Genomic DNA, 26,399 nt, shown 5'->3' on the forward strand with positions numbered 1-26,399 from the left:
CCAGAGCGGAGGCCGGCCCAGGAGCGGGGGCGCACCGTCGGCGAGCCGATGCGCTTAAGTCGCTGGATCCCTACCGGGCGGCTGCGGGCCGGCTAGCCCCGACAGTCAAAGGCGGTCATGACGGATCGGAGTAGCGGCAAGAACCGGTGCCCGCCGCGATGCGCGAGCTAGCCGAGCCGTTCGCGATGTGCCCCTCGGCCCATGCATGGCGAACCCGCGTCTTCGCCCCAAAATGCCGGCTCATCCGCTCTTGCGGCCCGGTCGTTGCCGGCTGCGATGCATGCGCGCGGAAAAACAAAAGGCCGGCAATCGCTTGCCGGCCTTTTGCTTTCTTATAAGTGGCGCGCCCGGAGAGATTCGAACTCCCGACCACCAAGTTCGTAGCCTGGTGCTCTATCCAGCTGAGCTACGGGCGCGCAGTCGAAGAAGTATGACGGAACCGCTGCAAATCGTCAAACCTTTCGATGCGTTTTCTGCATCCGATTTCGTCGTCGAAACCACCGAACGGCGAAACCATCCGCAGACAAAAGCCGCCCCAGGGCGGCCTTCGTTGCAACTGGCGGAGACTGAGGGATTCGAACCCTCGATGGAGCTTTTGACCCCATACTCCCTTAGCAGGGGAGCCCCTTCGGCCTCTCGGGCAAGTCTCCGCGGAAACACGTACAGCCTTTGCGGGCGGGAAGCATAACGGCTCGTCCCGCGCGCGGCAAACTTTTTTATCAGCCTGCCGCGTTTTTGCCCGAATCGTCGGCCGGTTCTTCGCCGCGCTGGATGCGCTGGTAGATCTCTTCGCGATGCACAGCGACATCTTTCGGTGCGGTAATACCGATACGCACCTGGTTGCCCTTGACGCCGAGCACGGTGACGGTCACCGAGTCGCCGATCATCAGGGTCTCACCGACGCGACGCGTCAGGATCAGCATTGGAAAACCTCCTCGTGCCGGCAATTCGTTTGCCGGCGTTGGCGACATTCCGCACGAACCATCACGGAAAGCGCTTACAGTTTTGTACACAAACGTGAACCATCTTAGCCAGCGGCCAAAATCGGCCGCAAGCGATAGAAGTCACTGTTCGCCGTTCAGATTAACCTACTCTCAACCCAGCCCGCGACACCAGCCAGGGCCTGAGACAAGGCCGGACCGTCATCTCCGCCGCCCTGCGCCATGTCGGCGCGGCCGCCGCCCTTGCCGTTGATCTGACCGGCAACGTGGGCGAGCAGTTCCCCCGCCTTGACCTTGCCGGTCGCGCTTCCATTCACTCCTGCGACCAAAGCCGCCTTCCCCTCGCTGGCACCCGCCAGCAGGATCACCGCGTCGCCCAGCTGCTGCTTGAGGCGGTCGACCGCCTCGCGCAGGGCCTTGGCGTCGAAGCCTTCCAGGCGGGTCGCGATGACTTTGACCCCCTGGATCTCGGCCGCCGAGGCGGCCAGGTCGGAGGCGGCCCCGGAGGCCGCCTTCGCCTTGATGGCTTCGAGTTCGCGCTCGAGTTTCTTCTGCCGGTCCAACAGCGACCGCAGCTTGTCGGACAGGTCCGACGGGTTGCCGCCGAGCAGGCGAGCGGCCTCTTCCAGGCGCTGCTCCTCCTCGGCGACGTGGTCCAGGGCGCCCTGCCCGGTCAGCGCCTCGATCCGGCGCACGCCGGCCGATACGCCGCCCTCGGCGAGGATCTTGAACAGGCCGATGTCGCCGGTGCGCGACACATGGGTGCCGCCGCACAGCTCGGTCGAGGTCTGGCCCATGCGCAGCACGCGCACGCGGTCGCCGTACTTCTCGCCGAACAGCGCCAGGGCGCCGAAGTCCAGGGCCTCCTGCATGCCCATCTGGTGCACTTCGGCCTCGTGGTTGCCGCGCACTTCGGCATTGACCCGGCGCTCGATCTCGGCCAGTTCGGCGTCGGTCAGGGGCTGGAAATGGGCGAAGTCGAAGCGCAGGCGGTCGGGCGCGACCAGCGAACCCTTTTGAACCACATGGTCGCCCAGCACCTGGCGCAGCGCGGCGTGCAGCAGGTGGGTGGCGGAATGGTTGAGCACGGTGGCGGCGCGGCGCGGGGCGTCGACGGCGCCGAGCACGCGGTCGCCGCGGCGCAGGGTGCCGGCGCTCAGGCGGCCGACATGGCCGTGGAACTGGCCGGCGAACTTCTGGGTGTCGCGGACCGCGAAGCGGGTGCCGGCCTCGTCCAGCTCGCCGGCGTCGCCGACCTGGCCGCCGCTTTCGGCGTAGAACGGGGTGCGGTCGAGGATCACCACCGCCTCGTCGCCGGCCTCGATCAGCTCGACCGGGCGGCCGTCCTTGAGCAGGGCCACGACCTCCAGGCCGCCTTCGGTCAGGCGCTCGTAGCCCAGGAACTGGGTCGGCGCCAGCTGCGCGGCCAGTTCGGCCGGCATGGTGGTGGCGTTGCCGAACTTGCCGGCCTCGCGCGCGCGGCGCTTTTGTTCTTCCATGGCGGCGTCGAAGCCGGCCATGTCCACCGACAGGCCGCGCTCGCGCGCGATGTCGGCCGTCAGGTCGACCGGGAAGCCGTAGGTGTCGTACAGGCGGAACGCGTCGGCGCCCGGGATCGCGTCCTGGGAGCGCGCGGCGACCTCGTCGAAGATGCGCATGCCCGAGTCCAGGGTCTCGGCGAAACGCTCTTCCTCGGCCTGCAGGGCGCGCTCGACCAGCTCGCGCTTGGCCGGCAGTTCCGGATAGGCCTCGCCCATCACTTCGACCAGGGCGGCGACCATGCGATGGAAGAAGGGCTGCTTCTGGCCCAGCATCCAGCCGTGGCGCAGGGCGCGGCGGATGATACGGCGCAGCACGTAGCCGCGGCCTTCGTTGGAGGGCAGCACGCCGTCGACGATCAGGAACGCGCAGGCGCGGATGTGATCGGCGATCACCCGCAGCGACTTGTTGTCGAGATCGGTGGTGGAGGTGAACTCCGCGGCGGCCTGGATCAGGCGGCGGAACAGGTCGATTTCGTAGTTGCTGTGCGCGTGCTGCAGCACCGCGGCCAGACGCTCCAGGCCCATGCCGGTGTCGACGCAGGGCGCCGGCAGCGGCACCAGGCTGCCGTCGGGCTGGCGGTCGAACTGCATGAAGACCAGGTTCCAGATCTCGATGTAGCGATCGCCGTCCTCGTCGGGCGAACCCGGCGGGCCGCCGGCGATGTGCTCGCCGTGGTCGTAGAAGATCTCGGTGCAGGGGCCGCAGGGGCCGGTGTCGGCCATCTGCCAGAAATTGTCGGAAGCGTACGGCGCGCCCTTGTTGTCGCCGATGCGCACGATGCGATCGGCGGGCACGCCGATCTTCTTGTTCCAGATATCGAAGGCTTCGTCGTCGGTGTGGTAGACCGTGACCAGCAGGCGCTCGGGCGCCAGGCCCCAGACGCCGGTCAGCAGTTCCCAGGCCCAGGCGATCGCGTCTTCCTTGAAATAGTCGCCGAACGACCAGTTGCCCAGCATCTCGAAGAAGGTGTGGTGGCGCGCGGTGTAGCCGACCTGGTCGAGGTCGTTGTGCTTGCCGCCGGCACGCAAGCAGCGCTGGACGTCGGCCGCGCGCACGTAGCCGAGCTTCTCGCTGCCGAGAAACACGTTCTTGAACTGGACCATGCCCGAGTTGGTGAACAGCAAGGTCGGGTCGTTGGCCGGCACCAGGGGTGCAGACGGAACGATGGTGTGAGCCTTGCTGCGGAAGAACTCGAGGAAATCGCTACGGATTTCGTTGGTGGTTTTCATGCCTGACGCGCGAACTCGATAGGACCGGGCCGGACTGGCGGTCCAGGGCCTCTGCCCTCACGATGGGGGCGTCGACTGGAACAGGCAACCCAAAACCCGAAAGCCGCGTAGCCTAACAGGCTCCGGGCCCGGTTGCGCGGGGTCCGCAGGCGATTTGGGCTTGCGTTCAGTCGTCCGGATCGAAACGAGTCGCTTTTCGCACCCGTTCGCCGTCGAAACCGCGGCGCATCAGGAAGTCGGCGGCCTTGCGGCGCAGGGCCAGATCCCCGTCCAGAGCGGCCCCGAAGCGGCGCCGGACCAGGTCGCGGGCGTTTTCCAGCCAATCGCCCTCATAGCTGTCCAGCGCGCGGGCTATGGCCTCGCCGTCCAGGCCGTGGGTGGCCAGCTCGGCGCGGACCCGGACCGGGCCGTAGCCGCCGCTGGCCCGGCTGCGGACCAGGCTTTCGGCGAACCGGGCGTCGTTCTGCCAGCCCAGGCCCGACAAGGCCTCGATGGCGGTCTCGACCTCGGCGGCGTCCATGCCGCGCGAGGTGAGTTTGCGTTGCAACTCCTTCCTGGAATGCTCGCGCCGGGTCAGCAGACCCAGGGCGCGTTGGGTCGGGCTCTGCTCGCGAGCGCCGCGGCGACGCCCGGCGCGGCCGCCCTCGGGGCGGTCGGCATCGGCGGGGCCGGAGTCGGGCTCCCGATCCTGCGGCGGTTCCTCGTGCATGTCCGCTGGCTCTCAAGCGCGCGGCGCCGGCGTCGGCCGCCGGCGCCCGCTGTTTCAGTCGTCCAGGCCTTCGGTGTCGGCCTCGTCGCGCTTGACGTCGGTCGGCACGAACTTCTCGCGCAGGGCGGCTTCCAGGCGGGTCGCGACCTCGGGGTTCTCCTTGAGGTACTGGCGGGCGTTTTCCTTGCCCTGGCCGATACGCTCGTCGCCGCAGCTGTACCAGGCGCCGGACTTCTCGACCAGCTTGGCTTCCACGCCCATATCGATCAGTTCGCCCTCGCGCGAGATGCCTTCGCCGTAGAGGATTTCGGTGACGATCTGCTTGAACGGGGGCGCGAGCTTGTTCTTGACGACCTTGATCTTGGTCTGGTTGCCGATGATCTCGTCGCCCTTCTTGATCGCGCCGATACGGCGGATGTCCAGGCGGATCGAGGCATAGAACTTGAGCGCGTTGCCGCCGGTGGTGGTTTCCGGGCTCTGGCCGGGCATCATCACGCCGATCTTCATGCGCAGCTGGTTGATGAAGACCACCAGGGTGCCGGAGCGCTTGATGTTGCCGGTGAGCTTGCGCAGCGCCTGCGACATCAGGCGGGCCTGCAGGCCCGGCAGCTGGTCGCCCATCTCGCCTTCGATTTCGGCCTTGGGGGTCAACGCGGCGACCGAGTCGATCACGACGATGTCCACCGCCGCCGAACGCACCAGCATGTCGGCGATCTCGAGCGCCTGCTCGCCGGTATCGGGCTGCGACAGCAGCAGGTCGTCGACGTTGACGCCAAGCTTGGCGGCATAGATCGGGTCCAGCGCGTGCTCGGCGTCGATGAAGGCGGCGGTGCCGCCCTTCTTCTGGCACTCGGCGATGGCCTGCAGGGTCAGGGTGGTCTTGCCCGAGGATTCCGGGCCGTAGATCTCGACCACGCGGCCCTTGGGCAGGCCGCCGATGCCCAGGGCGATGTCGAGCATCAGCGAGCCGGTGCCGATGACCTCGGCGACTTCGACCGCACGGTCGCCCATGCGCATTACCGAGCCCTTGCCGAACTGCTTCTCGATCTGGCCCAGGGCGGCCGACAGGGCGCGCTTCTTGTTCTCGTCCATCTTGGTGTCCTTCAAAGGGTCGGTGTCGTGTTGGAAGTCAATGTAGAGGACGCGGATCGCATGGATTGAGACCGTCGCGCCTTCGATGGAAATTTATTTCGCCGGACCGGGCCGGCGCAGCCGGGCGACCGCCCATGCGTCTGTCGGATTTCTCCGCATGCGCCGGCAGGGAATCCCGACGCGGCGATCCGGGGGCGGCGGCGCGGCGGATGCGAGCGATCATCGCGGCGCGCTCAGCGGTTGGGCCGGACCAGGCCGCAGTACAAGCCCTCGATCGCGAAATCCTGATCGGGCTGGACCTCGATCGGCGCGTAATCGGGATTGCGCGGCAGCAGGCGGATGCGGTCCTTGCCGATCTTCAGCAGCTTCACCGTGATCTCGTCGTCGATGCGCGCGACCACGATCTGGCCCGAGCGCGCGTCGCCGGTGCGGTGCACGCCGATCAGGTCGCCGTCGAAGATGCCCTCGTCGCGCATCGAATCGCCCTTGACCTTGAGCAGGTAGTCCGGCGACGGGAAGAACATGTTGCGGTCGAGCAGCACGTAATTGTCGGCGTCGAGCTGGGCGCCGGAGCCGATCGGCCGGCCGGCCGCGACCTGGCCCAGCACCGGCAGACGCAGGGCCTCGTCGTTGGCGGCCGCCAGGGCCAGCCGGCCCTGCTGCGTGGGCGGCGGCTGCAGCACCCGGATGCCGCGCGCGCGGCCCGGGGTGCGCTCGATCGCGCCCGCGGCCTCCAGCGCCTCCAGGTGGTACTGCGCGGCGCGCACGCCCTTGAACCCGAACGCCTTGGCGATCTCGGTCTGGGACGGCGGCAACCCCTCGGCTTCGATCCGTTCCGCGATCAGCGCGAGCATGGCTTGCTGGGTATCGGTCAGGTCCATGGTTAGCAGTATTACTACTAACAACCCCTGCGGGCAAGACCGCTTATCCGGATTTTATTTGACTAAGTCAAATATATTGCCGACATTGCAGACGCCCCCCCCTACCCACTTGCCCGCCATGGCCGCCGAGGTCGAAACCGCCCAAGTCGATGCCGTCCGCGCCTTCAACCGCTTCTACACGCGCCAGATCGACGTGTTGCGGGAGGACCTGCTGGACAGCCCCTACTCGCTGACCCAGGCGCGGGTGCTGTTCGAACTCGCGCAGCGCGAACCGGTGGCCGCGCGCGTCATCGGCGAGACCCTGGGCCTGGACCCGGGCTACCTGAGCCGGATTCTGCAAGGCTTCGCCGAGGCCGGGCTGGTGGAGAAGACACGCTCCGAGCAGGACGCGCGCAGTTTCGTGCTCACCCTGTCGGCGCTGGGCCGGCAGACCTACGCCGGGCTCGACCGCAGCTCCCACCAGGCCACCGCGGACATGCTGGCGGCCCTGTCGCCGCTGCAGCGCGACCGCCTGCTGCAGGCGATCGGCGAAACCGAGCGGGCGCTGTCGCCGCAGGCGCTGCCGCCCGCGCAACGGGTGTCGATCCGCGAGCGGCGCATCGGCGACATCGGTTGGGCGATCGAGCGCCATGCCCGCCTGTACGCGGACGAGTACGGCTGGAACAGCGAGTTCGAAGCGCTGGTCGCCCAGTTGTTCGCGGGCTTCGCCGGCGAGCACGATCCGCGCCGGGAGCGCTGCTGGATCGCCGAACTCGACGGCGAACGGATCGGCTGCGTGTTCGTGGTGCGCAACCAGGACCAGGCCGATACCGCGCAGCTGCGCTGCCTGCTGGTCGATCCGCGCGCGCGCGGGCTCGGGGTCGGCCGGCGCCTGGTCGACACCTGCCTGGCGTTCGCGCGCGCGGCCGGCTACGCGCGCATGCGCCTGTGGACCAACGACGTGCTGAGTTCGGCGCGCAGGATCTACGAGGGCAGCGGCTTCCGCCTGATCGAGCAGTACCCGCACCGCAGCTTCGGCCACGACCTGGTCGGCCAGGTGTGGGAGCGCGATCTGGATTGAGCGGGAACCGGCGCATGCGGCGCCGGTCGGGTGCCGCGGGCCCGCAGGCTCAGCTCGCCAGCGCCAGCATGCCCTGCAGCGACGCGGCCACGGTCTGGCGGCGCACCGCCTCGCGGTCGCCGGCGAAGTGGAAGACCTCGGCCTGCGGGTAGCCGCCGCGGCGTTTCCAGGCGATCCAGACCGTGCCCACCGGCTTGTCCTCGGTGCCGCCGCCGGGTCCGGCGATGCCGGTGACCGCTACGGCGAGGGTGGCGCCGGTGTTGGCCAGGGCGCCGGAGACCATCTCGATCACGGTCTCGCGGCTGACCGCGCCGAACTGCTCCAGGGTCTGCGGGCGCACGCTCAGCAGCGACTGCTTGGCCTCGTAGCTGTAGGCGGCCATGCCGCATTCGAACCAGCCCGAGGAGCCGGCGATGTCGGTCAGGGTCTTGGCGATCCAGCCGCCGGTGCAGCTTTCGGCGGTGACCAGCATGTGGTGGTGGCTGCGGGCGGCCTCGCCGACCTGTTCGGCGAGGTCTTGCAGGGCGGCATCGGAGACGTCGGTCATGCGCGCACTATAACGGCCCGCCGCGGCCGTGCTTTGCGCGATCGGGCAACGCTGGGTCGCGTGCCTGGAACGGCGCAGGGTGCGGAGTGCGGGCCATCGCAGCCGCCGCTCCCACAGAAGGCATCTGTCGCGCTGCCTTACTGAAGGGCGTCGCTTCCAATCCCACCGAAGGCATCGTCGCCCCGCCCCATAGAAGGAGGGGCGCTTCTATCCCACGGAAAGCGTCGTCGCCCCTGCCCATAGAAGGCTTCGCCCCATCCCACAGAAGGCGTCGCGCCTGCCCCACGGCAGGCTCGGGCGCCCCGGAAACGACGACGCGCGGACCTTGCGGCCCGCGCGTCGCGGTGTGCGCCCAGCTTCCGGCCGGCGCTGCGCCGGCGCGAAAAACGCTGCTGACTCAGTAAGACACCCGGAAGGTCACGCCGTAGGTGCGCGGCGCGCCGAGGAAGGCGTTGAACGAGTTGAAGGCGTTGTTGGGCAGCGGCGACACGTTCTGCAGCGGCGCGTCGAAGCCGACCTGGGCGTATTCCTCGTCGAACAGGTTCTGGCCCCACAGTTCGATCATCCAGCGGCGGTCGCGGCGGCCGATGGCCACGCGTGCGTTGACCACCGTGAACGCGCCCTGGTCCTTCTCCGGGTCCAGATCGGAGCCGGTGTTGTAGTCGGACATGTACTTGGCGCCGACGTTGAAGCGCGCGACCAGGTCGCTGGCGAAATTCCAGTCGTAGGTGATCGAGGCCGAGCCGGACCAGTACGGCGCGAAACTGACCTGGCTGCCGGGCAGCTTGTACAGCGCGCCGGCCGGCGCGGTACCGCCCGGGGCGATGAAGTCGCCGCCGGGACGCTCGTCGCCGTAGCGGGTGTCGGCATAGGTCAGGCCGCCCTGGATCATCAGGCCCTTCTGCGGCTGCCACAGCACTTCGGTGTCGATGCCCTGGGAGATCACTTCCGGGATCGAGCGCACCACGAAGCTGGTGCCGAGGAAGCTGTTGAGCTGGAAGTCCGAATAGGTCTGGTGGAACAGGGTCGCGTTGAGCAGCAGGTTGCCGTCGGCCCAGGTGGTCTTGGCGCCCAGCTCGAAGCTGTTGACGAACTCGCCCGGGAACGAGGTGTCGTTGACCGGCACGATGCCCTGCCCCGCGCTGGACAGGCCGTTGGACGACTGCACGCGATCGAGGTTGAAACCGCCGGCCTTGTAGCCGCGCGCGCCCGAGGCGTAGGTCATGACGTGCTCGTTCCAGCGGTAGGCGACCTTCAGCGTGCCCGACCACTCTTTCTCTTCGCTCTCCTGATGGGTCGCGCGGCCGTTGTGCAGCGGGTTGGCCCAGGGCAGGCAGCTGAAGCCGACGATGTTGCTGATGATCGCGGCCTGCTGCGCGGGCGGCAGCGAGGCAAACGGCAAGCCGCGCCCGGTCAAGGCCGCGGCGATGCGGCCCTGCGCGGCCGGACTGACCTGGCCGTTGGGACCGAAGTAGGAAGCGCAGCCGATGCTGCCGTTGGGATTGCTGTAGCGCGAATCCAGTTCCTTGTCTTCCTGGGTGTAGCGCAGGCCCATGGTGATATCGAGCGCGTCGGTCGCGTGCCAGGTGTTGTTGGTGAAGAAGGCCTTGCTCTTGGCGTTCTGGCGGTACTTGTCGTCGGCGCCGAAGCCGGCGAAGGCGGTGCCGAACGGACGCCCGGTGGTCTGCGACAGGAAGGTCGCCGCGGTCGGCGACTGCGCCAGGGCCGGGTTGATCAGGGCCAGCAGCGCGGTCGACAGATAGGGCTCGTAGGCATTGCCGATGCGGTAGGTCTCGTTGCGGTTCAGGTCTTCGTCGGAGAAGAACAGGCCGAACATCCAGTCGATCTTGTCGGTGGACCCGGTCAGGCGGAACTCCTGGCTGAAGGTCTTGAACTCGGTCAGCGATTCGTCTTCGTCGGCGTTGCGATACAGCAGGTCGGCGCTGGTGAAGTCGAAGTCCAGGCCGTTGATCGCACGCCACTCGCGCTTGGCGGTGATCGAGGTCAGGGTGGCGTTGTTGAACCAGGGCGTGATCCAGTTGACCTCGGCCGAGACGCCCTTGTCCTTCATGTCCTGCTCGGTGCTGCGGTTGCTGTAGGCCACGCGCGCGAACGGGTCGGCGACCGGGGCCACGCCCGAGTCCGGCGACAGCGCATCGATGATCGCGCCGGTGGCGCCGCGCACCGTGGTCACGGCGGCGCAGCAGTTCTCTTCGCGGCTGGTGAAATCGCCGATCAGGTTGATGTCGAGGTTCTCGGTCGGCTCCAGCAGCAGCTGCGCGCGCAGGGTGTGGAAGTTCTGGTCGAAGTCCTCCTTCTCCAGGCGCGGGCCGGCGCCCGTGCGCACGTCGATGAAACCGTCGCGCTCGCGCTGGGCGCCGTAGATGCGGAACGCGGCGTTGTCGCCGATCGGCGTGTTGAACGCGCCGGCCAGGCCGAGCGCACCGTAATTGCCGACGGTGAGCTCGCCCTCGACGCTGGTGTTGTAGTCGGGGCGGCGGGTGATGACGTTGATCACGCCGGCCGAGGTGTTCTTGCCGAATACCGTGCCCTGCGGGCCCTTGAGCACTTCGATGCGCTCGATCTCGCCCAGGTCGCCGAAGCCGACGCCGTTGCGCGGGCGGTAGACGCCGTCGATCACGATGCCCACCGACGACTCCAGGCCGGCGTTGTCGCCGACGGTGCCGATGCCGCGGATGCGCGCGGTGGTCTGGGCCTCGCTCTGGGTGCTGGTCACGGTCAGGCCCGGCACCAGCACCTGCAGGTCCTTGACGTCGCGCACGCCGGTGTCCTGCAGCAGCTGCTCGGGCAAGGCGGTGATCGCGATGGGCACGTCCTGCAACGCTTCCTCGCGCTTCTGCGCGGTCACGGTGAGGCCGGACAGCGTGGTCGCCTCTTCCTCGTCCTTGGCGCCCGCGTCGGGCGGCGTCTGCTGCGCGTACACCGGCACCGCGGTCATCGCCGCCAACGCGGCGGCTACCGCAAAAGCGAGACGCCGACGCCCATGGTTCCGTGTTCCCTGGCTAGCCGACTTGCGTGCACTCATCGCGACCTCCCCTGACATTGTTAAACCGCCGGCACCTGCCGGCGGAGACCTGGCCCTGCGAATTGAAGACCTGCGCGACTCGGCGCGGCGCGCCCCTAGCACGCCCCCCCTGTGCGGCCCAGCGTCAACGGCGTCGCGGTTACGACATACGCCGGATCATTGACGCTGCGCACAATAAAGAAAGATAGCGGAAGCTAGCACGCCCGTCGCCACCGTCATGCGGCGGAGCAGCAATCGCACGACCGTTCGTCCAACAACCGCGAGCAAGGCCGCGGACACGCCATCGGACTCGGCACGGGCGGTCGCAGGAACACCACCAAGGGCGCTGAGACGCAGGTGCTTCGGCCCGGGACGGTCGTTCATTGCCGCTGCGCGCCGCCCGGCGCGCAGCCATCGCGCCGCGCATCGCATCGCATCGCAGGGCGGGGCCGAACGGCGAACCCGCCATCTGCCATCGCCGCAGCAAGCGGCACCCGACCGCGAGGAACCGGCGCCGTCGGGTTCGCCGACATCGGACACGCGCGGGCGATCGCCCGCGCAGCGACTTGAGCGCCGCTGCGCTCCGCTCGGATCGGACTGGGTTCGTCGATGGCGACCCCGCCCCATGCGCATCCGGGGCGGCCTGCCGGCCCGGTCGAAGCCGTCGATCCGGCCAGGCTGATTGAGCAATTCAAGTCATTGTTTTTTGGGACTCCAGCGCTGGCGACTTCAGCTTCCCCGCCGGTCGTTGGTAGCCATCGGGATTTGCCGACTGCCACCGCCACGCATCGCGGCACATGGCATGCAGGTCCAGGCGCGTCCGCCATCCGAGCAGGCGATGCGCGAGCGACGGATCCGCATAGACCTGCGCGACGTCGCCCTGGCGACGCCCCACGATTTCGTAGGGGATGCGGCATCCGGATGCCCGTTCGAAGGCGTGCACGAGTTCCAGCACGCTGATTCCGCGGCCGGTACCCAGGTTGACGGTCAGGTTGCCTTCGCCACGCATCAGGTAGTCCAGCGCGACCACATGGGCCTGCGCCAGGTCCAGGACGTGTATGTAGTCGCGGATGCCGGTGCCGTCGGGGGTCGGGTAGTCGTCGCCGAAGATGCTCAGCTTGCTGCGCCGCCCCGCGGCGACCTGGCAGATATAGGGCATCAGGTTATTGGGAATGCCCAAGGGATCCTCGCCGATCAGGCCCGAAGGATGCGCGCCGACGGGATTGAAGTAGCGCAGGCTGGCGGCGCGGAAGCTGGCGTCCGTGTGGCACAGGTCGCCGATCAACTGCTCCATCACCAGCTTGGTGCGGCCATAGGGGTTGGTCACGTCCAACCGGGCCTGCTCGTCGATCGGAACCCTCTGCGGATCGCCATAGACGGTGGCGGACGAGCTGAACACCAGCCGTGCCACGCCTGCCTCCCGCATGGCCCCCAGCAGGTTGATCGTGCCGCAGATGTTGTTGTCGAAGTACGCCAGCGGCCGCGCAAACGACTCGCCGACGGCCTTGAGCGCGGCGAAGTGCATCACCGCATCGAAGCGATGACGCCTGAACAATCGGCTCACGGCGGACCGGTTGCGCAAGTCCAGGCGTTCGCACTCGACCGGTGCGCCGATGATGCGCTGCAAGCGCAACAGGACGCGCGGCGAACTGTTCGAAAAGTTGTCGGCGACGACGACGCGATGCCCATGCTCCGCCAGCGCAACGCAGGCGTGGCTGCCGATGTAGCCGGCGCCACCGCACACCAGGACGCACATCGATGTCTGGCCGGCCATCTGGGTTCGCCTTCGCTGCCCTGGTTTCGGGGACAACGCGGAACACGGGTCCGGGCGTCCAGCCTTGCGATCGCCCGCCCCGGCGCCCCCGCGCTCGTCGCCCTTTGTCCGCGATGGCGCCCGGCTAGCGTTAACCACTAGACCGGATACCCCAGCACGGGCTCGGTAGTCGACCATCAGGGGAGGTCTGCTTGGCAAGCAATGCCCCATTGGCCTCGCCGGACGAGGCCCGCATCGCGATACTCGGCTTGGGCTACGTGGGCCTGCCGCTGGCCGTGGCGTTCGGCAAGCGGTTCCCGACCGTCGGCTTCGACATCGACACCGCGCGCGTGGCCGAACTGCAGGCCTATCGCGACCACACCCGCGAGGTCACGGCGGAAGAGCTGCGCGAGGCATCGCTGCTGACGTTCGACAGCGATCCGTCGGCGCTGGCCGGCTGCAACGTGTTCATCGTGACCGTGCCGACGCCCATCGACGAGTACAAGCGTCCCGACCTGCGTCCGCTGGAGTCGGCCAGCCGGACGGTGGGCCGGGCGATCGGACGCGGCGGCATCGTGATCTACGAGTCGACGGTGTATCCCGGGGCGACGGAGGAGATCTGCGTCCCGATCGTCGAACGCGAGTCGAAGCTGGCGTTCAACCAGGACTTCTATGCCGGCTACAGCCCGGAACGCATCAATCCGGGCGACCCGCAGCACCGCCTGGAAACCATCATGAAGGTCACCTCGGGCTCGACGCCGGAGGCCGCCGCGCTGGTCGACACCCTGTATGGGCGGATCATCAAGGCGGGTACCCACCGGGCCTCCAGCATCCGCGTCGCCGAGGCGGCAAAGGTCATCGAGAACATCCAGCGCGACGTCAACATCGCCCTGATCAACGAACTGGCCCTGCTTTTTCATCGTCTCGACATCGACACCCACGAGGTGCTCGAAGCGGCCGGCACCAAGTGGAACTTCCTGCCGTTCCGTCCCGGCCTGGTAGGCGGCCACTGCATCGGCGTGGATCCCTATTACCTCACCCACAAGGCCCAGCAGATCGGCTACCACCCCGACATGATCCTCGCCGGGCGCCGCATCAACGACGGCATGGGCAGCCATGTCGCGCGCCGGGTGGTGAAGCTGATGCGCCAGCGCAACCATGACATGACCCGGGCACGGGTGCTGGTTCTGGGCCTGGCTTTCAAGGAGAACTGCCCGGACCTTCGCAATACCAAGGTGGTCGACATCGTCCGCGAACTTCATTGCTACAACGCCCAGGTCGACGTTCACGACCCCTGGGTCGACGCCGGGCATGCGCACGAGGAATACGGCGTGGACCTCGTCGCCGAGCCCGAGCCTGGCCGCTACGACGCCATCGTGCTCGCGGTGGCGCATGCGGAGTTCGTCGCCATGGGAGCGGATCGGATCCGCAGCCTGGGCATACCCGGGGCCGTGCTCTTCGACGTCAAGCGCGCCTTGCCGCGCGCCAGCGTCGACGGCTGCCTGTGATCGCCATGCGCGTTCTGGTCACCGGCGCGGCGGGCTTCATCGGCGCAAAGCTGAGCCAGACCCTGCTGGCGCGAGGCGACGAAGTGCTCGGCTTCGACGACCTCAACGCGTATTACGACCCGAGCCTGAAACAGGCCCGCCTGGCGCGCCTGCTGCCGCAGGCGAATTTCCGCTTCGTGCTCGGCTCGCTCGAGGACCGCACGGCCGTGGACGCGGCCTTCGCCTCGTTCAGACCGCAGCGGGTCGTGAACCTGGCGGCGCAGGCCGGCGTGCGCTACTCGCTGGAAAACCCCCGCGCCTACGTCGACAGCAACGTCGTCGGATTCCTGAACATCCTGGAAGCCTGTCGCCACCGCGCCATAGAACACCTCGTGTACGCGTCCTCCAGTTCGGTGTACGGCGCCAATCGCAAGCTCCCGTTCTCGGTCGACGACAACGTCGACCATCCGGTGAGCATGTATGCCGCGACCAAGAAGGCCAACGAGCTGATGGCGCACACCTACAGCCATCTGTTCGGGTTGCCGACGACGGGGCTGCGCTTCTTCACCGTCTACGGCCCCTGGGGTCGGCCGGACATGGCGCTGTTCCTGTTCACGCGCAAGATCCTCGCCGGCGAGCCGATCGAGCTCTTCAACCACGGCCGTCACAGCCGCGACTTCACCTACATCGACGATATCGTCGAAGGCATCGTCCGCACGCTCGACCGGATCCCGATGCCCGACCCGGACCGGGCCGCGGCGGCGCCCTCGCCCGCCAGTTCCGGCGCGCCCTATCGGCTCTACAACATCGGCAACCACCGACCCGTCGAACTGCTGCGCTACCTCGAGGTGCTCGAAGACTGCCTGGGGCGCAAATCCGAGCGACGCCTGCTGCCCATGCAGCCGGGCGACGTGCCCGATACCTGCGCCGACGTCGAAGCCTTGCGCCGGGATGTGGGCTACTCGCCGTCGACTCCGGTGGAAGTCGGCGTCGCTCGCTTCGTCGATTGGTACCGCGACTACTACGGGGCCTGAAGGAACGGGTCTTGTCCAACGTTGGATTTGGCCGGGTGCGTCGGCGCCCGGCGTTGTTCAAGAGGGGTCAATCGGAGAATCGCCATGCGCCTCGCAGCCTCCCTTCGGGCTTTGGTTCTGCCCCTTCTGCTTGCCGGTTGCGCCAGTTCGGGGCACCTCGCGTCGGGCGCCCCGCCGGCCGCCGCTCCGGTCGCGGACGCATACCAGATCGGCGTCGACGACCTCGTCCAGGTTTCGGTCTGGCGCAATCCCGAGCTGGGCGTCACCGCGCCGGTCCGACCGGACGGCAAGATCTCGGTTCCGCTGGTCGGCGACATCATGGCCGGCGGCCGTACGCCCGACGCCGTCGCCAAGGAACTGCAGGGAAAGCTCGCGGCCTTCGTGATCGAGCCCCAGGTGACGGTGATCATCACCGAGCTGCGAAGCCATGAATACCTGTCGCGCGTGCGGGTCACCGGTGCGGTACGCACGCCGGTTTCGATTCCCTACCGGCAGGGCATGACCGTGCTGGATGCGGTCCTGGCGGCCGGCGGCGTCACCGAGTTCGCCGCGCCCGACCGTTCCAGCCTGCACCGCAAGAACGGCGACGGCGCGCAGGCCTACGGCGTGCAGCTGGACAACATTCTCAATGCCGGTGATCTCAGCACCAATTACAAGGTCGCTCCCGGCGACGTGATCACGGTACCGGAGCGCGTCTTGTGAACAATCCCTACGGGCAACCGCTGTTGCCAGGCACGTCGGCGGAACGCCTGCCGACGCTGACCATGCTGTCGCTCGCCCGAAGGGAATTCCGGCGCTACCTGTTGCCGCTCGCCACCATATTCGCCGCCATAGCCCTGCTGTTCCTGACCTGGGGCCTGCTCAATCCGTCCACGTACAAATCGTCGGCGATGGTGCTCGTCCAGGACAACACCCCGATCGCGCCGCTCATGCAAGGGCGCACCACCGCCCCCAACGAGGTCGCCCGCGCCGTCATCTCGCGCGAAGTTCTCTTCGGGCACCGCGTCATGGACGACGTGCTGAAGGCCGGCGGTTGGCTGGAAGGACATCCCAGTCCGCTGCAGAAGCAGGAGTTGATCAACTCCATCATCAACAGCACGGACATCGTGGTCACCGATCGTGCCCAGACACGTTCGACGGACCCCAAGCTCAGCCTCGTCAAGATCACCTATTCGGATTCCGATCCGAAACGCGCCTACGCGGTGACCAAGCGATTCTCCGAGGCGCTGATAGAACAGGTGCTGGAATCCAGGGCGCGCGCTAGCCGTTCCGCGTATCAGTTCATCGATGCGCAAGTGGAGAACTACCAGCGCGCATTCTCCGAAGCCGACCGCAAGCTGCGCGACTATCGCAGTTCCAACCCGGACGCCATGCCTGGCGTCGATGCCGATGTGTCCGCGCGCATCGCGGAGCTGCGCCGGGCGACCGACAACGCCAGCATGGATCTGGCCGACGTCGGTGCGCAGGAGCGCCAGGTGATGAGCCTGCTCTCGCGAGAAAGCCAGCTCAACACGATCTCCCGCTCCACCCAGACCAACGTCCAGCTCGCGACCCTGCAGGCGGAACAGGATCGTCTGATGCTGTCCTATACGGCCCAGCATCCGGACGTGGTCCGGGTCCGCAACCAGATCCGCGAGCTGCGGAACAATCCCGGAACCAATTCCGGCGGGATGGCCGTGCTGCCCGGCGGCACCGCATCGATGAACCCGGTCTACCAGCAGCTTCGCACCCAGCTGGCGGAAGTCCGCCGCCAGGGCGCCGCCTCGGCGTCGCGCCTGGCCACGGCCCAGGCGCTGCTGCGCGAGGAACTGGAACGCAGCCGCCGGATCATCGGCGCCGAAGGCACCGTCACCGCCCTGACCCGCGTACACGACGTCAACAAGGAAATGTTCGACGACCTCCTCAAGCGCCGCGAGAACGCGCGCGTTTCGATGAGCCTGGACGCCGACGGACGCAGCCTCGGCTTCCAGATCCTGGAGCCGGCGACGACCCCGCTGCAGTCCACGGGCTTGCGCCTGATGCATTTCGCCGTGGCCGGCCTGCTGCTGGCGACGGTCGTCCCGCTGGTACTGCTGTCGATGCTGGTCAAGCACGATCCGCGCGTGCGGTCTCCGCTGCAGATCGAACGCGACGCGGGACTTCCGGTGCTCGGGGTCATCCCGCTGCACCTGACGCACGACCAGACCGAACAGCACGCCAAGCGACTCAAGCTGGGATCGATCCTGTTCGCGGCCGTGCCCTTGATCTACGGCGTCGTGTTCGTCCTGAAAATGACGGATGTCCTATGAACGACTTCAATCGCCACGCAGCAGACGCATCGGCCAACATGACTGACATCGGACATGGGAACAAAAGCGTGGCGCGCCGCGAAGGGGGCACGAGCCTGACGCCCGAACAATTGATCGAGCGCTCGATCATCCCCTTCGCCGACGGCGCCAACCGGCAACTGGTCAACGCCTTCCGGGAGCTGCGCACCCGCCTGCTGGCGACCACGGCGGACAACTTCATCACTTTGGTCGCGCCGGTCGGTCCGGGCTGCGGAGGGAGCTTCGTGGCCCGCAATCTCGCGCTCACGGTCACCCTCGACCAGGAGCGGAGCGCGTTGCTGATCGATTGCAACCTGCTGCATCCCGTCCAACACTCCGTGATGAAGATCAACGACTCCCGCGGCGGCCTGATCAACTACCTGGAGGACCCGGACGCCGACGTGGAGGACATGATCTACAGCACCGTCATCCCGCGGTTCAAGCTGATTCCGGCAGGACGGTCGGCCTACAGCGAGATGGAGACCGAATACTTCTCCTCGTTCCGCATGCGTCTTCTGCTCGACTCCCTGCGAAGCAGCTACTCCGACCGCTACATCTTCCTGGACAGCCCGCCGACGCTCGGCGCGCCCGACGCGCGCATCCTGTCGGAACTGGCGGACGTGGTGGTCCTGGTCGCAGGATACGGCCGGAACACTCCCGCCGAGATCGCGGCGGCCGCCGCCAATTTCGATCCCGCTAAGTTCGCCGGCGTGATTTTCAATGAGAGCGCCTGATCGCCGCGGTGCGACCCCAGATCCGCCCCGGACGCGCGCGCGCCGGACCGGGCTGCACGTGGCGATTATCGCGGCGACCGCGTTGGCGGGAAGTGCGCAGGCCGGACAACTCGACTACCGCTTCGAGCTGGAGGCGCTGCACAGCGACAACATCAATCTGAGCGAGGACAACCAGGCGACGGAAACGGTCCTGGTGCCCCGCTTGAATTTCGAGTTCAAGGAATCAGGGGCATCGGTCGAGCTGCAGGCACGCGGCCAACTCGAGCGTCGCCACTACTTCGGCAGCCGGTTCGACGACGAGACCCGCAGCGAATTCGCCGGGCAGCTGAACTGGTCGCTGCTGCCGAAACGGCTGAACCTGGTTCTGGAGGACTATCTGAGCGAGGAGCCGATCGATATCCGTGGCGGGCGGTATCCGGGCAACCTGCAACGGGTCAACATCTTCCTCGGCGGCCCCAGCTTCTTCGCTCGGCTGGGCGATGCCACCCGCTTCCAGCTGGACCTCAGAGGGGTCAGCACGCATGCCGAAGTGGCGCCCGACTTCGACGGCAAGCGCCACAGCGCGGCCGCTTCCCTGCAGCGCGACCTCACCCCCACGTCGAAAGCTTCGCTTAACCTGATCTCCACGAAAGCCGAGTTCGACGACGCCCCGTTCGCCGTCGATTACACGCGACACGACGCCTTCGTCCGCTACGAAGGCAGGCTGCGCAAGGTCGAGTACGAGTTGGACCTCGGCCATTCGCGCCTGAACCGCGACATCGGCGAAGACCCGACGACGACGGTCGCGCGGGCTACGGTGCAGTGGCAGCCCGATTCGCGAAACCGCGTTCGCCTGCGCGCCCGCCATCAGTTCGCCGACCAGGTCCAGGATCTGGTGGTCCGACTGCGCGAGCCCGACGAGAGCCTGGTTCCCGACCTGGTGGACACCGCCTCCTCGCTGGTGTCGTCCGGCGTGTACCGGCAGCGCGACGTCGAACTCGACTATCGCTACAGGGGCGAGCGCGCCGGCTTCCGCGTACGTCCGCTGTACAGGCAGTTGCGCTATATCGACCGCGCCGACGCCAATCGAACCGAACGCGGCGTGTTCTTCCAGGTCGACTATCGCTTGCGTCCGCTGGTCACCGTGTTCCTCACCGGTTCATTGCGCGACCGCGAGTTCCTGAGCCGGAGCGAGGAGGACCGCGACCGTGCGTACAGCCTGGGCGTCAGTTATCAGATGACGCGGCATTGGGGTTGGCGCGTGGAAGCGATCCGGAACGAACGAGAGTCCAATGTGCCGGATCAGGAATACACGGAGAACGCCCTGCTCCTGGCGGTCTGGTGGCAACGTTGACGGAGGGGCCCGGCGCCATGCTCGAAGTTCTGTTCTGGGGGTCGGTCTGCCTGTTGGCGTACGTCTACGCGGGCTATCCGATCCTGGCGATCGCCATCGCGCGCATCCGCCCGCGCGAGTCGCGCAAGCAAGCCATCACCCCGTCCGTCACCGTGATCATCACGGCCTACAACGAAGAGAAGGACATCGCGCACAAGGTCCGCAACGTACTGGCTCTGGACTACCCGCAGCAGCAGATCGACGTCATCGTCGCCTCGGACGCATCCAGCGACGAGACCGATCGCATCGTGCGCGACCTCAAGGCCCGCAACGTGCGCCTGCTCCGCATCGAAGGACGCCAGGGCAAGACCGCCTGCCAGAACGCGGCCGCGGCAGCCGCGTCCGGGGACATCCTGCTCTTCACCGACGCCACGACCCGAATCGAAACCCATGCCCTGCGGGCGATGACGCGCAATTTCCACGACCCTTCGGTGGGCTGCGTCGCCGGACGCCTCAGCTATGTCGCGCAGCAGGACGATGCCACCGGCCAGGGCGGAACGTCCTACTGGAACTATGAAATCATGCTGCGGATGGCGGAAAGCGAGCTCGGTTCGCTCATCGGCGTCTCAGGCTGCCTGTATGCGGTCCGCCGTTCCGCCTATCGCGAGATCGCGCCGGAGCTGATCAGCGACTTCGTCGTCGCGATGGTGGTTCGGGAGCAAGGCCTGCGCACCGTGCTCGAACCCGATGCGATGTGCTACGAACAGACCCTGGACCATCCCGAGCGCGAACTGGCCATGCGCGTGCGCGTCGGCATGCGCAGCCTCTCGGCGCTGGCCAGCCAGAAGCGTTTTCTCAACCCGCTCAGATTCGGCGCATTCGCCTGGCAACTATGGTCTCACAAGCTGCTCAGGTACCTGTCGCCGGTGTTCTGGATGCTCGCCCTGCTCGCCAACCTGGCGCTGGCGCTGCAGGGCCGCTACCTATGGCTGCTGGCCCTGCAACTGATGTTGTTGTTCTCGGGCCTGCTCGGATTCACGTCGCTGCGCCTGGCGGGGAAGTCGCGCTTGCTCGCGAAACCCTATTACTTCCTGCTGACCAACCTGGCTTCCGCCCTCAGCCTGTTCCGGTTTCTGCGCGGCGAACGCATCGTGACCTGGACTCCCCAGCGCTGAGGGAAAGCGCCCTGCCCCGGCCCCGCTCGACCACTGGCCGTCGCTGGCGCCACGCAACGTTGTTTTCACTGAACACAGGTCGGGTAAACGACAATGCGGGCGCGGGCAAGCCATGAGTTCATCAGCTCCGAAGGCGCCTCGGCCGCGATGCTGCAGCACACGCACGGCGCGGCCTACGCGGCGGTCCCGCAGCAGCCATTGCAGCGGGTCGTGTACGTGGTCTCGCAGTTTCCCAGTTGGTCCGAGACCTTCATCGTTCGCGAGATCCGCACCCTGGTCGAGGTCGGGGTGGACGTACGCATCCTCTCCCTGAAGCACTCCGCCGAAACCATGATCCAGGCGGACGCCGCGGCCTTGCTGGATCGCGTTCGCCAGCCGCTGGGCCTGCTGCCGACCCTGTGGAATACCCTGCGGGTTCTGTTCGCGCACCCCATCCGAACCTGCGGCGCCGCCGCCACCATCGTCGCAGACACCTGGCGCACTCCGGCGGTGCTGGCCAAATCGCTGGCCACGCTGGTCCGCAGCCTGAGCCAGATCCCCTGGCTCCAAGCGTTCGACCCGCAGTTCATCCACGCGCACTGGTCGACGTATCCGACAACCTCGGCCTGGGCGCTGGCGCGCGTGATGAAACGCCCATTCGGTTTCACCTGCCACGCGCATGACGTGTTCAGGAACCACCAGCTGCTGCCGCGCAAGATCGCCGACGCGGCGCTGGCGGTCACGATCTCGCGCCACAACGTGGGCTGGCTGGATCGCAATATCTCCGCGCTGGCACCGCGCAAGCTGAAGGTCGTGCACTGCGGCGTCGACTTGCGGCAGATTTCCGTGAGGACGCAAGAGCCGTCCGGAAACAGGATCCTGGGCGTTGGCCGCCTGTCTCCCGAAAAGGGTTTCCATACGCTGATCGAAGCCCTGACGATCCTGCGCGACAACGGCACCCCATTCCATTGCACCCTGATCGGCGAAGGCCCGGCCCGCGAGGACCTGCTGAGCCTGATCGATCGCCACGAGCTGCGGCGACAGGTGGATCTGGCTGGAGCGCAGCCGCAGGAATACGTGCGCACGGCGCTGGAACTGGCCACGATATTCGTTCTCCCCTGCCAGATCGCCGCCAACGGCAGCCGCGACGGCATTCCGGTGGCCCTGATGGAAGCGATGGCCGCCGGTTGTCCGGTCGTCAGCTGCCCGGTGTCCGGCGTACCGGAACTGATCGGCAACGAAGTGCATGGATTGCTGGCGACCGAGCGCGACCCCGCCTCGCTGGCGCAGGCGCTGCAACGATTGCTGGACGACGCGCCGCTGCGCAGGCGACTGTCGATCGCGGCACGGCAGCGCATCGAAGCGGAATTCGACGCCCGCAAGGAAGCCCTCAAGCTGCATGGCCTGATGACAGGAGCCATCAACCATGCGGCGTGACCGGCTGCTGGTGGTTATCGACGGCATGGAAGTTGGCGGCAGCCAGCGCCAGGTCCAGCATCTGCTCGCGAGCCTGGATCGCCAGCGATGGGAACCCGAGCTGGCGTTCTTCCGTTGCGATTCCTTCCTGGCCGACGCGATCCGGCGCGACGGCATCGTGGTGCACTACCTGCCGAAGCGCCGCCGGATCGACCCTGCCTTCCTGCTAGCCTACGCGCGCCTGTTGCGGCAGCGCGACTACGCCATCGTTCACGCCTTCTCGCTGACGGCCGAATGGTCTACGGTCCTCGCGCGCCTGTTGTCGCGCCGGCGGCCGGCGCTGGTCGCGTCCGAGCGCAGTTTTGCGCTCGACAGGCCGGCCTGGTTCTGGTGGCTCAAGCGCCTCGTCCTAGGCCAAAGCGCCGCCGTCATCGCGAACTCGAAGGCGGGCGCCCACGCCACCGCCCGCCGCACCGGAGCGCCGAAGGCGATGTTCGCGACCATCGCCAATGGCGTCGGCATTCCGGCGAGCCTGGCCGGCGACGAACGTGCGGCGATCCGGCTCTCGCTCGGCGTACCGGATGGGCGCTCGTTCGGCCTGTTCGTCGGCAGGCTCGTATCGGTCAAGAACCTGCCCTGCCTGGTCCGCGCCTTGGCGACGATGCGGCCGGGCGAGCGCCCGTGGATCGCGCTCGCCGGCGACGGGCCGCTGCGGATGGCGATCCAAGCGCTCGCTGCGGACCAACGCGTGGACGCGGATCTGTGTTTCCTCGGTGAGCGCGCCGATACGACCAGACTGATGCAGGCCGCCGATTTCCTGGTCTTGCCTTCCCATTTCGAAGGGCTCTCGAACGCGCTGCTGGAAAGCATGGCCGCCGGCTGCCCGGTGATCGCTTCGGCCGTGGGCGGCAATATCGAGCTGATCGACGACGACCGCACCGGGCTGCTGTTCCGCCCCGACGACACCGAGGCATTGCGCATCGCGATCTCGCGCATGGCAGACCCGTTGCTGCGCTCGCGGCTCGCGCAGGCGGCCACGCAACACGTGATCCGGCACCATAGCCCGCACGCGCTCAGTGCCGCGACATCGGCCGTCTACGAACGCTGCCTCCGGCCGCGAGGTCCCGCCGCCAACGACGCGCTCGCACGCCCCGCGCGCGGCCAGGCGAAATGAACGCCGAACTCGTATCCCGGGCACATGCGACCGGCATCGCCGGCGAGGCGAACTGATCCGATGCGTCTGCTTTATGCCATTCCTATCGTCCTTCTTCCGAATACGGCGCACCTGCCAGCGGATGTCAGCGTCGGCACTTCGGTCGCCCTGCTCGTGATCGCGATGCTCATGGGCGGGCGAGAACCCGCCTACTTGATGCGTCCTGGCTATCTCGTTCCGCCCTTGCTCGCGCTGTTCCTGGCCATGCTGATCGGCTTCATAGCGGCGCATTGGCACGACCTGGCCAATGCCGAGAAGGACTTGCGCGAAGCCAAGGTCGCCGTCCTGTACCCCTTGCTGTACATCGCCTATCGCAAGTGCGGCTTGGACATGAAGCAGACCAGGCAGCTGATCCTGCTGGTGCTGCTGGTCGCCGTGGGGGCAGGACTGGAAGCCGTGCTGCAGGGGCTGTCGTTCAATCTGGGCGAGTTTTCCGAGACCCAGCGTGCCACCGGCCCCTTCGGCCAGATCAAGATGGCGAACCGCGCGGGCGTGTTCTTCGCGATGTTCCTGCCGATGCTGTTCGCGCCGATCCTGCAATACCGGCAGCGCCGGTGGGTGCGTTGGGCGGCGTTCGCAGGCAGCGCGATCCTGGCGATGGCCATCCTGCTGACCTATTCGCGCCAGTCCTACCTGATCGGCCTGTTCTCGATCATGATCCTGCTGGTATCGCGCAGCATTCCGGCGGCGATGCTCGCCGCCCTGTTGATCGTGGCGACCTCGGCGACGTTGCTGCCCGGCAGCGTCGTCGACCGCGTCCAACAGACCCAGCAGGTCTCCGGCACCGGCTCGGTGACCCTCGACGTCAGCACCACCAGCCGTTTCTCGATCTGGAACGGCACCATCGACATGCTGCGCGACCATCCCGCCGGCGTGGGCCTGGGGCGCTTCAGCGAGCATATCGGCGATTACACCAACTACGCCGGCAAGGACGCGCACAACGGTTTCCTGCTCACCCTGGCCGAGTGCGGGCCGCTGGGGCTGCTGGCGCTGCTTTGGGTGTTCTGGCGGCTCTGGCGGCTGGCGGCTTCGCTGCGCCGCTCCGCCGCGGCCGCCGCGCCCTCGCAAGCGCGCACGCTCGAATTGGGCTTCACCTTCGCCGTCCTGTCGATGGCGCTCGGCAACCTGTACGGCAGCCCCTTCTTCGACAGCGTCATCATGGCCAACTTCTGGATCCTGTGCGGGCTGATGGAGCGCTACGGCATCATCAAGGCGCACGTGAGCCAGGAGGCGGAGATTTCCAGCACGCCCAACCCGATGCCGGTTCCGGTCGGTCAACGCTTCCCGCTCGCGGCCCGGGCGTTGCCGCGGCTTGCGGGGGCTGCGAGGGCCCGGCGCCTGTTCCGTTGAGGTCCGAGCGCGGGCAAGGGGAAACAGCATCAGCATCCGCCGCCACCAATGCAGTCGTACCGGAAGCAGGCATCGGCGAACGCCACGGTTGGCGCTCGCGGCGTTTGCGTTCGCGTCCCTGACCGCGTGCGCGGACGAAGCCGAACCCGCATCGGAACTGTGTCCATCGGGCCGTCCCGGCCGGTCCGACATCCCGATAGCGACGACGTCGGCAGGCGGAACCACCTATTACGTTCGCGCCGACGGCGGCGATGCCCGCCAGTGCAACGGTCGCGCCGACGCCGCCTATGCCGGCGGCGGCGGCGCCGGCGATTGCGCCTGGAACAGTCCTGCCATCGCCCTACCCGCCTCCGGCCCTGCACGCATCGCCGGCGGCGACACCCTGATGATCGGCGCCGGCGCTTACCAGATCGGCAGCGGCGGGGCCATGCAGGCCGTACCCAGCGGTCCCGGCCGCGCGAATCCGACACGCGTGCTGGGCAACCCGGGCGCGGCTCCGAAGCTGATCGGCGTCGCGGGCACGCATCGCGTGCTCAACCTGGACGGCAGTTCGAACCTGGAAATCGGCCATCTCGAAATCACCGACGGCAGCGACTGCGTCCACAGGCATCCCGACCCCGCGGCGGCCTGCACCGGCTCCATGCCCTGGGCCCGCGTAGGGCTGTACGCCCGAGCCTCGCGCAACGTCTGGCTGCATGACCTCGACATCCATGGGCTCGCGGCCCGCGGCATCAACGCCGGCGGCATCGGCGACTGGACGCTGGAGCGCGTCAAGCTCAACCGCAACGGCACAGCGGGCTGGGATGGGAACATCGGCGACGGCGGTTCCAACTCCGGCAGGATCGTCCTGCGCGACGTCGAGATCGCCTGGAACGGCTGCGGCGAACGCGTGGCCAGCGGCGAGCCGTGGGCGTGCTGGGCGCAACAGACCGGCGGTTACGGCGACGGCCTGGGCACCACCGACACCGGCGGGCAGTGGCTGATCGAAGACGCCTTCGTCCACCACAACACCTCCGACGGACTCGACCTGCGCTATATGGACGGCGCCGACGCGACACGGGTGACGCTGCGTCGCATCCATGCCGTGGCCAATGCGGGCAACCAGGTCAAGCTGAGGGGCAACTCCCTGATCGAGAACTCGGTGCTCGTGGGCCACTGCAGCTTCTTCAAGCGCAAGTTCTTCATGAGCGATCGCGACCTGTGCCGAGCCGATGGCAGCACGCTGCAACTGGTGACAACCGGCCACGACAGCGCGATCGTCCGCCGCAACACCATCAGCGGCGAGGGCGCGGTGCAGATCGGCCGCAGCGAGGGCGATCCGACCGACCGCATCAGGATCAGCGACAACCTGGTGATCGGATCGGCGTACTACCTGCAGCCCGCCAAGCTGACGGGGTTCAGCGGCGGCAAGACCTGGGCCGTCACCCAATACGCGGGCAACATCGCCTGGAACGTGCGCGACTGCCCCGGCGACACGATCTGCGATCGCAACCCCCGTCTGGCCAACATGACGCTGGCCGCCTTCGACGCCCGACCGCTCGCCGGCAGCCCCGCGAACGGCAAGGCCGGCGCGGTGGCATGCGGCAAGGCGCCGATCCACTAGGGGCGGACTCC

At 67.5% G+C, this 26,399-nt stretch carries 20 protein-coding genes and 2 tRNA genes; 12 read left to right on the forward strand and 10 right to left on the reverse strand.

All coding sequences use genetic code 11. The annotated features are described in order from the left end of the window. Positions 1–339: 339 nt before the first annotated feature. From V1318_RS04090 to lexA, 7 genes are all read right to left on the reverse strand, one after another. Positions 340–416, reverse strand: a tRNA-Arg gene (locus V1318_RS04090). 141 nt (positions 417–557) lie between these two features. Then, positions 558–650 (reverse strand) — tRNA-Ser (locus V1318_RS04095). A gap of 69 nt (positions 651–719) precedes the next feature. Continuing rightward, positions 720–923, reverse strand: a complete 204-nt coding sequence (gene csrA / locus V1318_RS04100; protein ID WP_055899964.1) for a carbon storage regulator CsrA — start codon at positions 921–923, stop codon at positions 720–722. A 155-nt stretch (positions 924–1,078) separates the two neighbouring features. Next, complete coding sequence (gene alaS, locus V1318_RS04105; RefSeq protein WP_332937901.1) at positions 1,079–3,712, reverse strand: alanine--tRNA ligase; 2,634 nt, start codon at positions 3,710–3,712, stop codon at positions 1,079–1,081. Positions 3,713–3,878: 166 nt separating this feature from the next. After that, positions 3,879–4,421: a recombination regulator RecX gene (gene recX, locus V1318_RS04110; RefSeq protein ID WP_332937902.1), complete on the reverse strand. Its 543-nt coding sequence runs from the start codon at positions 4,419–4,421 to the stop codon at positions 3,879–3,881. Between the two features lie 54 nt (positions 4,422–4,475). After that, a complete protein-coding gene (recA, locus tag V1318_RS04115) occupies positions 4,476–5,513 on the reverse strand; it encodes a recombinase RecA (protein ID WP_332938345.1) in 1,038 nt (345 codons plus the stop codon). 233 nt (positions 5,514–5,746) lie between these two features. After that, on the reverse strand, positions 5,747–6,394 hold the full coding sequence (gene lexA / locus V1318_RS04120; RefSeq protein ID WP_332937903.1) for a transcriptional repressor LexA: 648 nt from the start codon (positions 6,392–6,394) through the stop codon (positions 5,747–5,749). Positions 6,395–6,512: 118 nt separating this feature from the next. Between lexA and V1318_RS04125 the strand changes: the two genes are divergently transcribed. Beyond that, complete coding sequence (locus V1318_RS04125; protein WP_332937904.1) at positions 6,513–7,454, forward strand: bifunctional helix-turn-helix transcriptional regulator/GNAT family N-acetyltransferase; 942 nt, start codon at positions 6,513–6,515, stop codon at positions 7,452–7,454. A gap of 49 nt (positions 7,455–7,503) precedes the next feature. Here V1318_RS04125 and V1318_RS04130 read toward each other — a convergent pair whose 3' ends face one another. The 3 genes from V1318_RS04130 to galE all read right to left on the reverse strand — a co-directional run bounded on the left by V1318_RS04130 (position 7,504) and on the right by galE (position 12,782). Further along, positions 7,504–8,001, reverse strand: a complete 498-nt coding sequence (locus V1318_RS04130) for a CinA family protein (RefSeq protein ID WP_332937905.1) — start codon at positions 7,999–8,001, stop codon at positions 7,504–7,506. A 397-nt stretch (positions 8,002–8,398) separates the two neighbouring features. Continuing rightward, positions 8,399–10,960 (reverse strand): TonB-dependent receptor, encoded by a 2,562-nt coding sequence (locus V1318_RS04135; protein ID WP_332937906.1) that lies wholly within the window; start codon positions 10,958–10,960, stop codon positions 8,399–8,401. Positions 10,961–11,717: 757 nt separating this feature from the next. Further along, positions 11,718–12,782: a UDP-glucose 4-epimerase GalE gene (galE, locus tag V1318_RS04140; RefSeq protein ID WP_332938348.1), complete on the reverse strand. Its 1,065-nt coding sequence runs from the start codon at positions 12,780–12,782 to the stop codon at positions 11,718–11,720. A gap of 209 nt (positions 12,783–12,991) precedes the next feature. Here galE and V1318_RS04145 point away from each other — a divergent pair, with 209 nt between their 5' ends. From V1318_RS04145 to V1318_RS04195, 11 genes are all read left to right on the forward strand, one after another. Then, a complete protein-coding gene (locus tag V1318_RS04145; protein ID WP_332937908.1) occupies positions 12,992–14,287 on the forward strand; it encodes a nucleotide sugar dehydrogenase in 1,296 nt (431 codons plus the stop codon). A gap of 5 nt (positions 14,288–14,292) precedes the next feature. Then, positions 14,293–15,300: an NAD-dependent epimerase gene (locus V1318_RS04150; RefSeq protein WP_332938349.1), complete on the forward strand. Its 1,008-nt coding sequence runs from the start codon at positions 14,293–14,295 to the stop codon at positions 15,298–15,300. Between the two features lie 84 nt (positions 15,301–15,384). Further along, positions 15,385–16,002 carry an XrtA/PEP-CTERM system exopolysaccharide export protein gene (locus tag V1318_RS04155; protein WP_332937910.1) on the forward strand — a complete coding sequence of 206 codons (618 nt, stop codon included), beginning with the start codon at positions 15,385–15,387 and terminating at the stop codon, positions 16,000–16,002. Next, a complete protein-coding gene (locus tag V1318_RS04160) occupies positions 15,999–17,588 on the forward strand; it encodes a hypothetical protein (RefSeq protein ID WP_332937911.1) in 1,590 nt (529 codons plus the stop codon). The genes V1318_RS04155 and V1318_RS04160 overlap by 4 nt, the downstream gene beginning before the upstream one ends. Beyond that, the gene (locus V1318_RS04165; protein WP_332937912.1) at positions 17,585–18,340 is read left to right on the forward strand and encodes a polysaccharide biosynthesis protein; all 756 of its coding nucleotides are present in this window, start codon (positions 17,585–17,587) and stop codon (positions 18,338–18,340) included. Before V1318_RS04160 ends, V1318_RS04165 begins: the two co-directional genes overlap by 4 nt. A gap of 58 nt (positions 18,341–18,398) precedes the next feature. After that, positions 18,399–19,673, forward strand: coding sequence for an outer membrane beta-barrel protein (locus V1318_RS04170; RefSeq protein ID WP_332937914.1), 1,275 nt, complete (start codon positions 18,399–18,401; stop codon positions 19,671–19,673). 17 nt (positions 19,674–19,690) lie between these two features. After that, the gene (locus tag V1318_RS04175) at positions 19,691–20,827 is read left to right on the forward strand and encodes a glycosyltransferase family 2 protein (RefSeq protein ID WP_332937916.1); all 1,137 of its coding nucleotides are present in this window, start codon (positions 19,691–19,693) and stop codon (positions 20,825–20,827) included. A gap of 93 nt (positions 20,828–20,920) precedes the next feature. Next, the gene (locus tag V1318_RS04180; RefSeq protein ID WP_332937917.1) at positions 20,921–22,243 is read left to right on the forward strand and encodes a glycosyltransferase family 4 protein; all 1,323 of its coding nucleotides are present in this window, start codon (positions 20,921–20,923) and stop codon (positions 22,241–22,243) included. Further along, positions 22,233–23,396 (forward strand): glycosyltransferase, encoded by a 1,164-nt coding sequence (locus V1318_RS04185; RefSeq protein ID WP_332937919.1) that lies wholly within the window; start codon positions 22,233–22,235, stop codon positions 23,394–23,396. The genes V1318_RS04180 and V1318_RS04185 overlap by 11 nt, the downstream gene beginning before the upstream one ends. 195 nt (positions 23,397–23,591) lie before the next feature. Continuing rightward, positions 23,592–24,785 carry an O-antigen ligase family protein gene (locus V1318_RS04190; RefSeq protein ID WP_332937921.1) on the forward strand — a complete coding sequence of 398 codons (1,194 nt, stop codon included), beginning with the start codon at positions 23,592–23,594 and terminating at the stop codon, positions 24,783–24,785. Further along, positions 24,748–26,388 (forward strand): hypothetical protein, encoded by a 1,641-nt coding sequence (locus V1318_RS04195; RefSeq protein WP_332937924.1) that lies wholly within the window; start codon positions 24,748–24,750, stop codon positions 26,386–26,388. Before V1318_RS04190 ends, V1318_RS04195 begins: the two co-directional genes overlap by 38 nt. Positions 26,389–26,399 lie beyond the last annotated feature (11 nt).

The organism is Lysobacter sp. CCNWLW3 (assembly GCF_036697405.1).
Classification (GTDB): domain Bacteria; phylum Pseudomonadota; class Gammaproteobacteria; order Xanthomonadales; family Xanthomonadaceae; genus Lysobacter.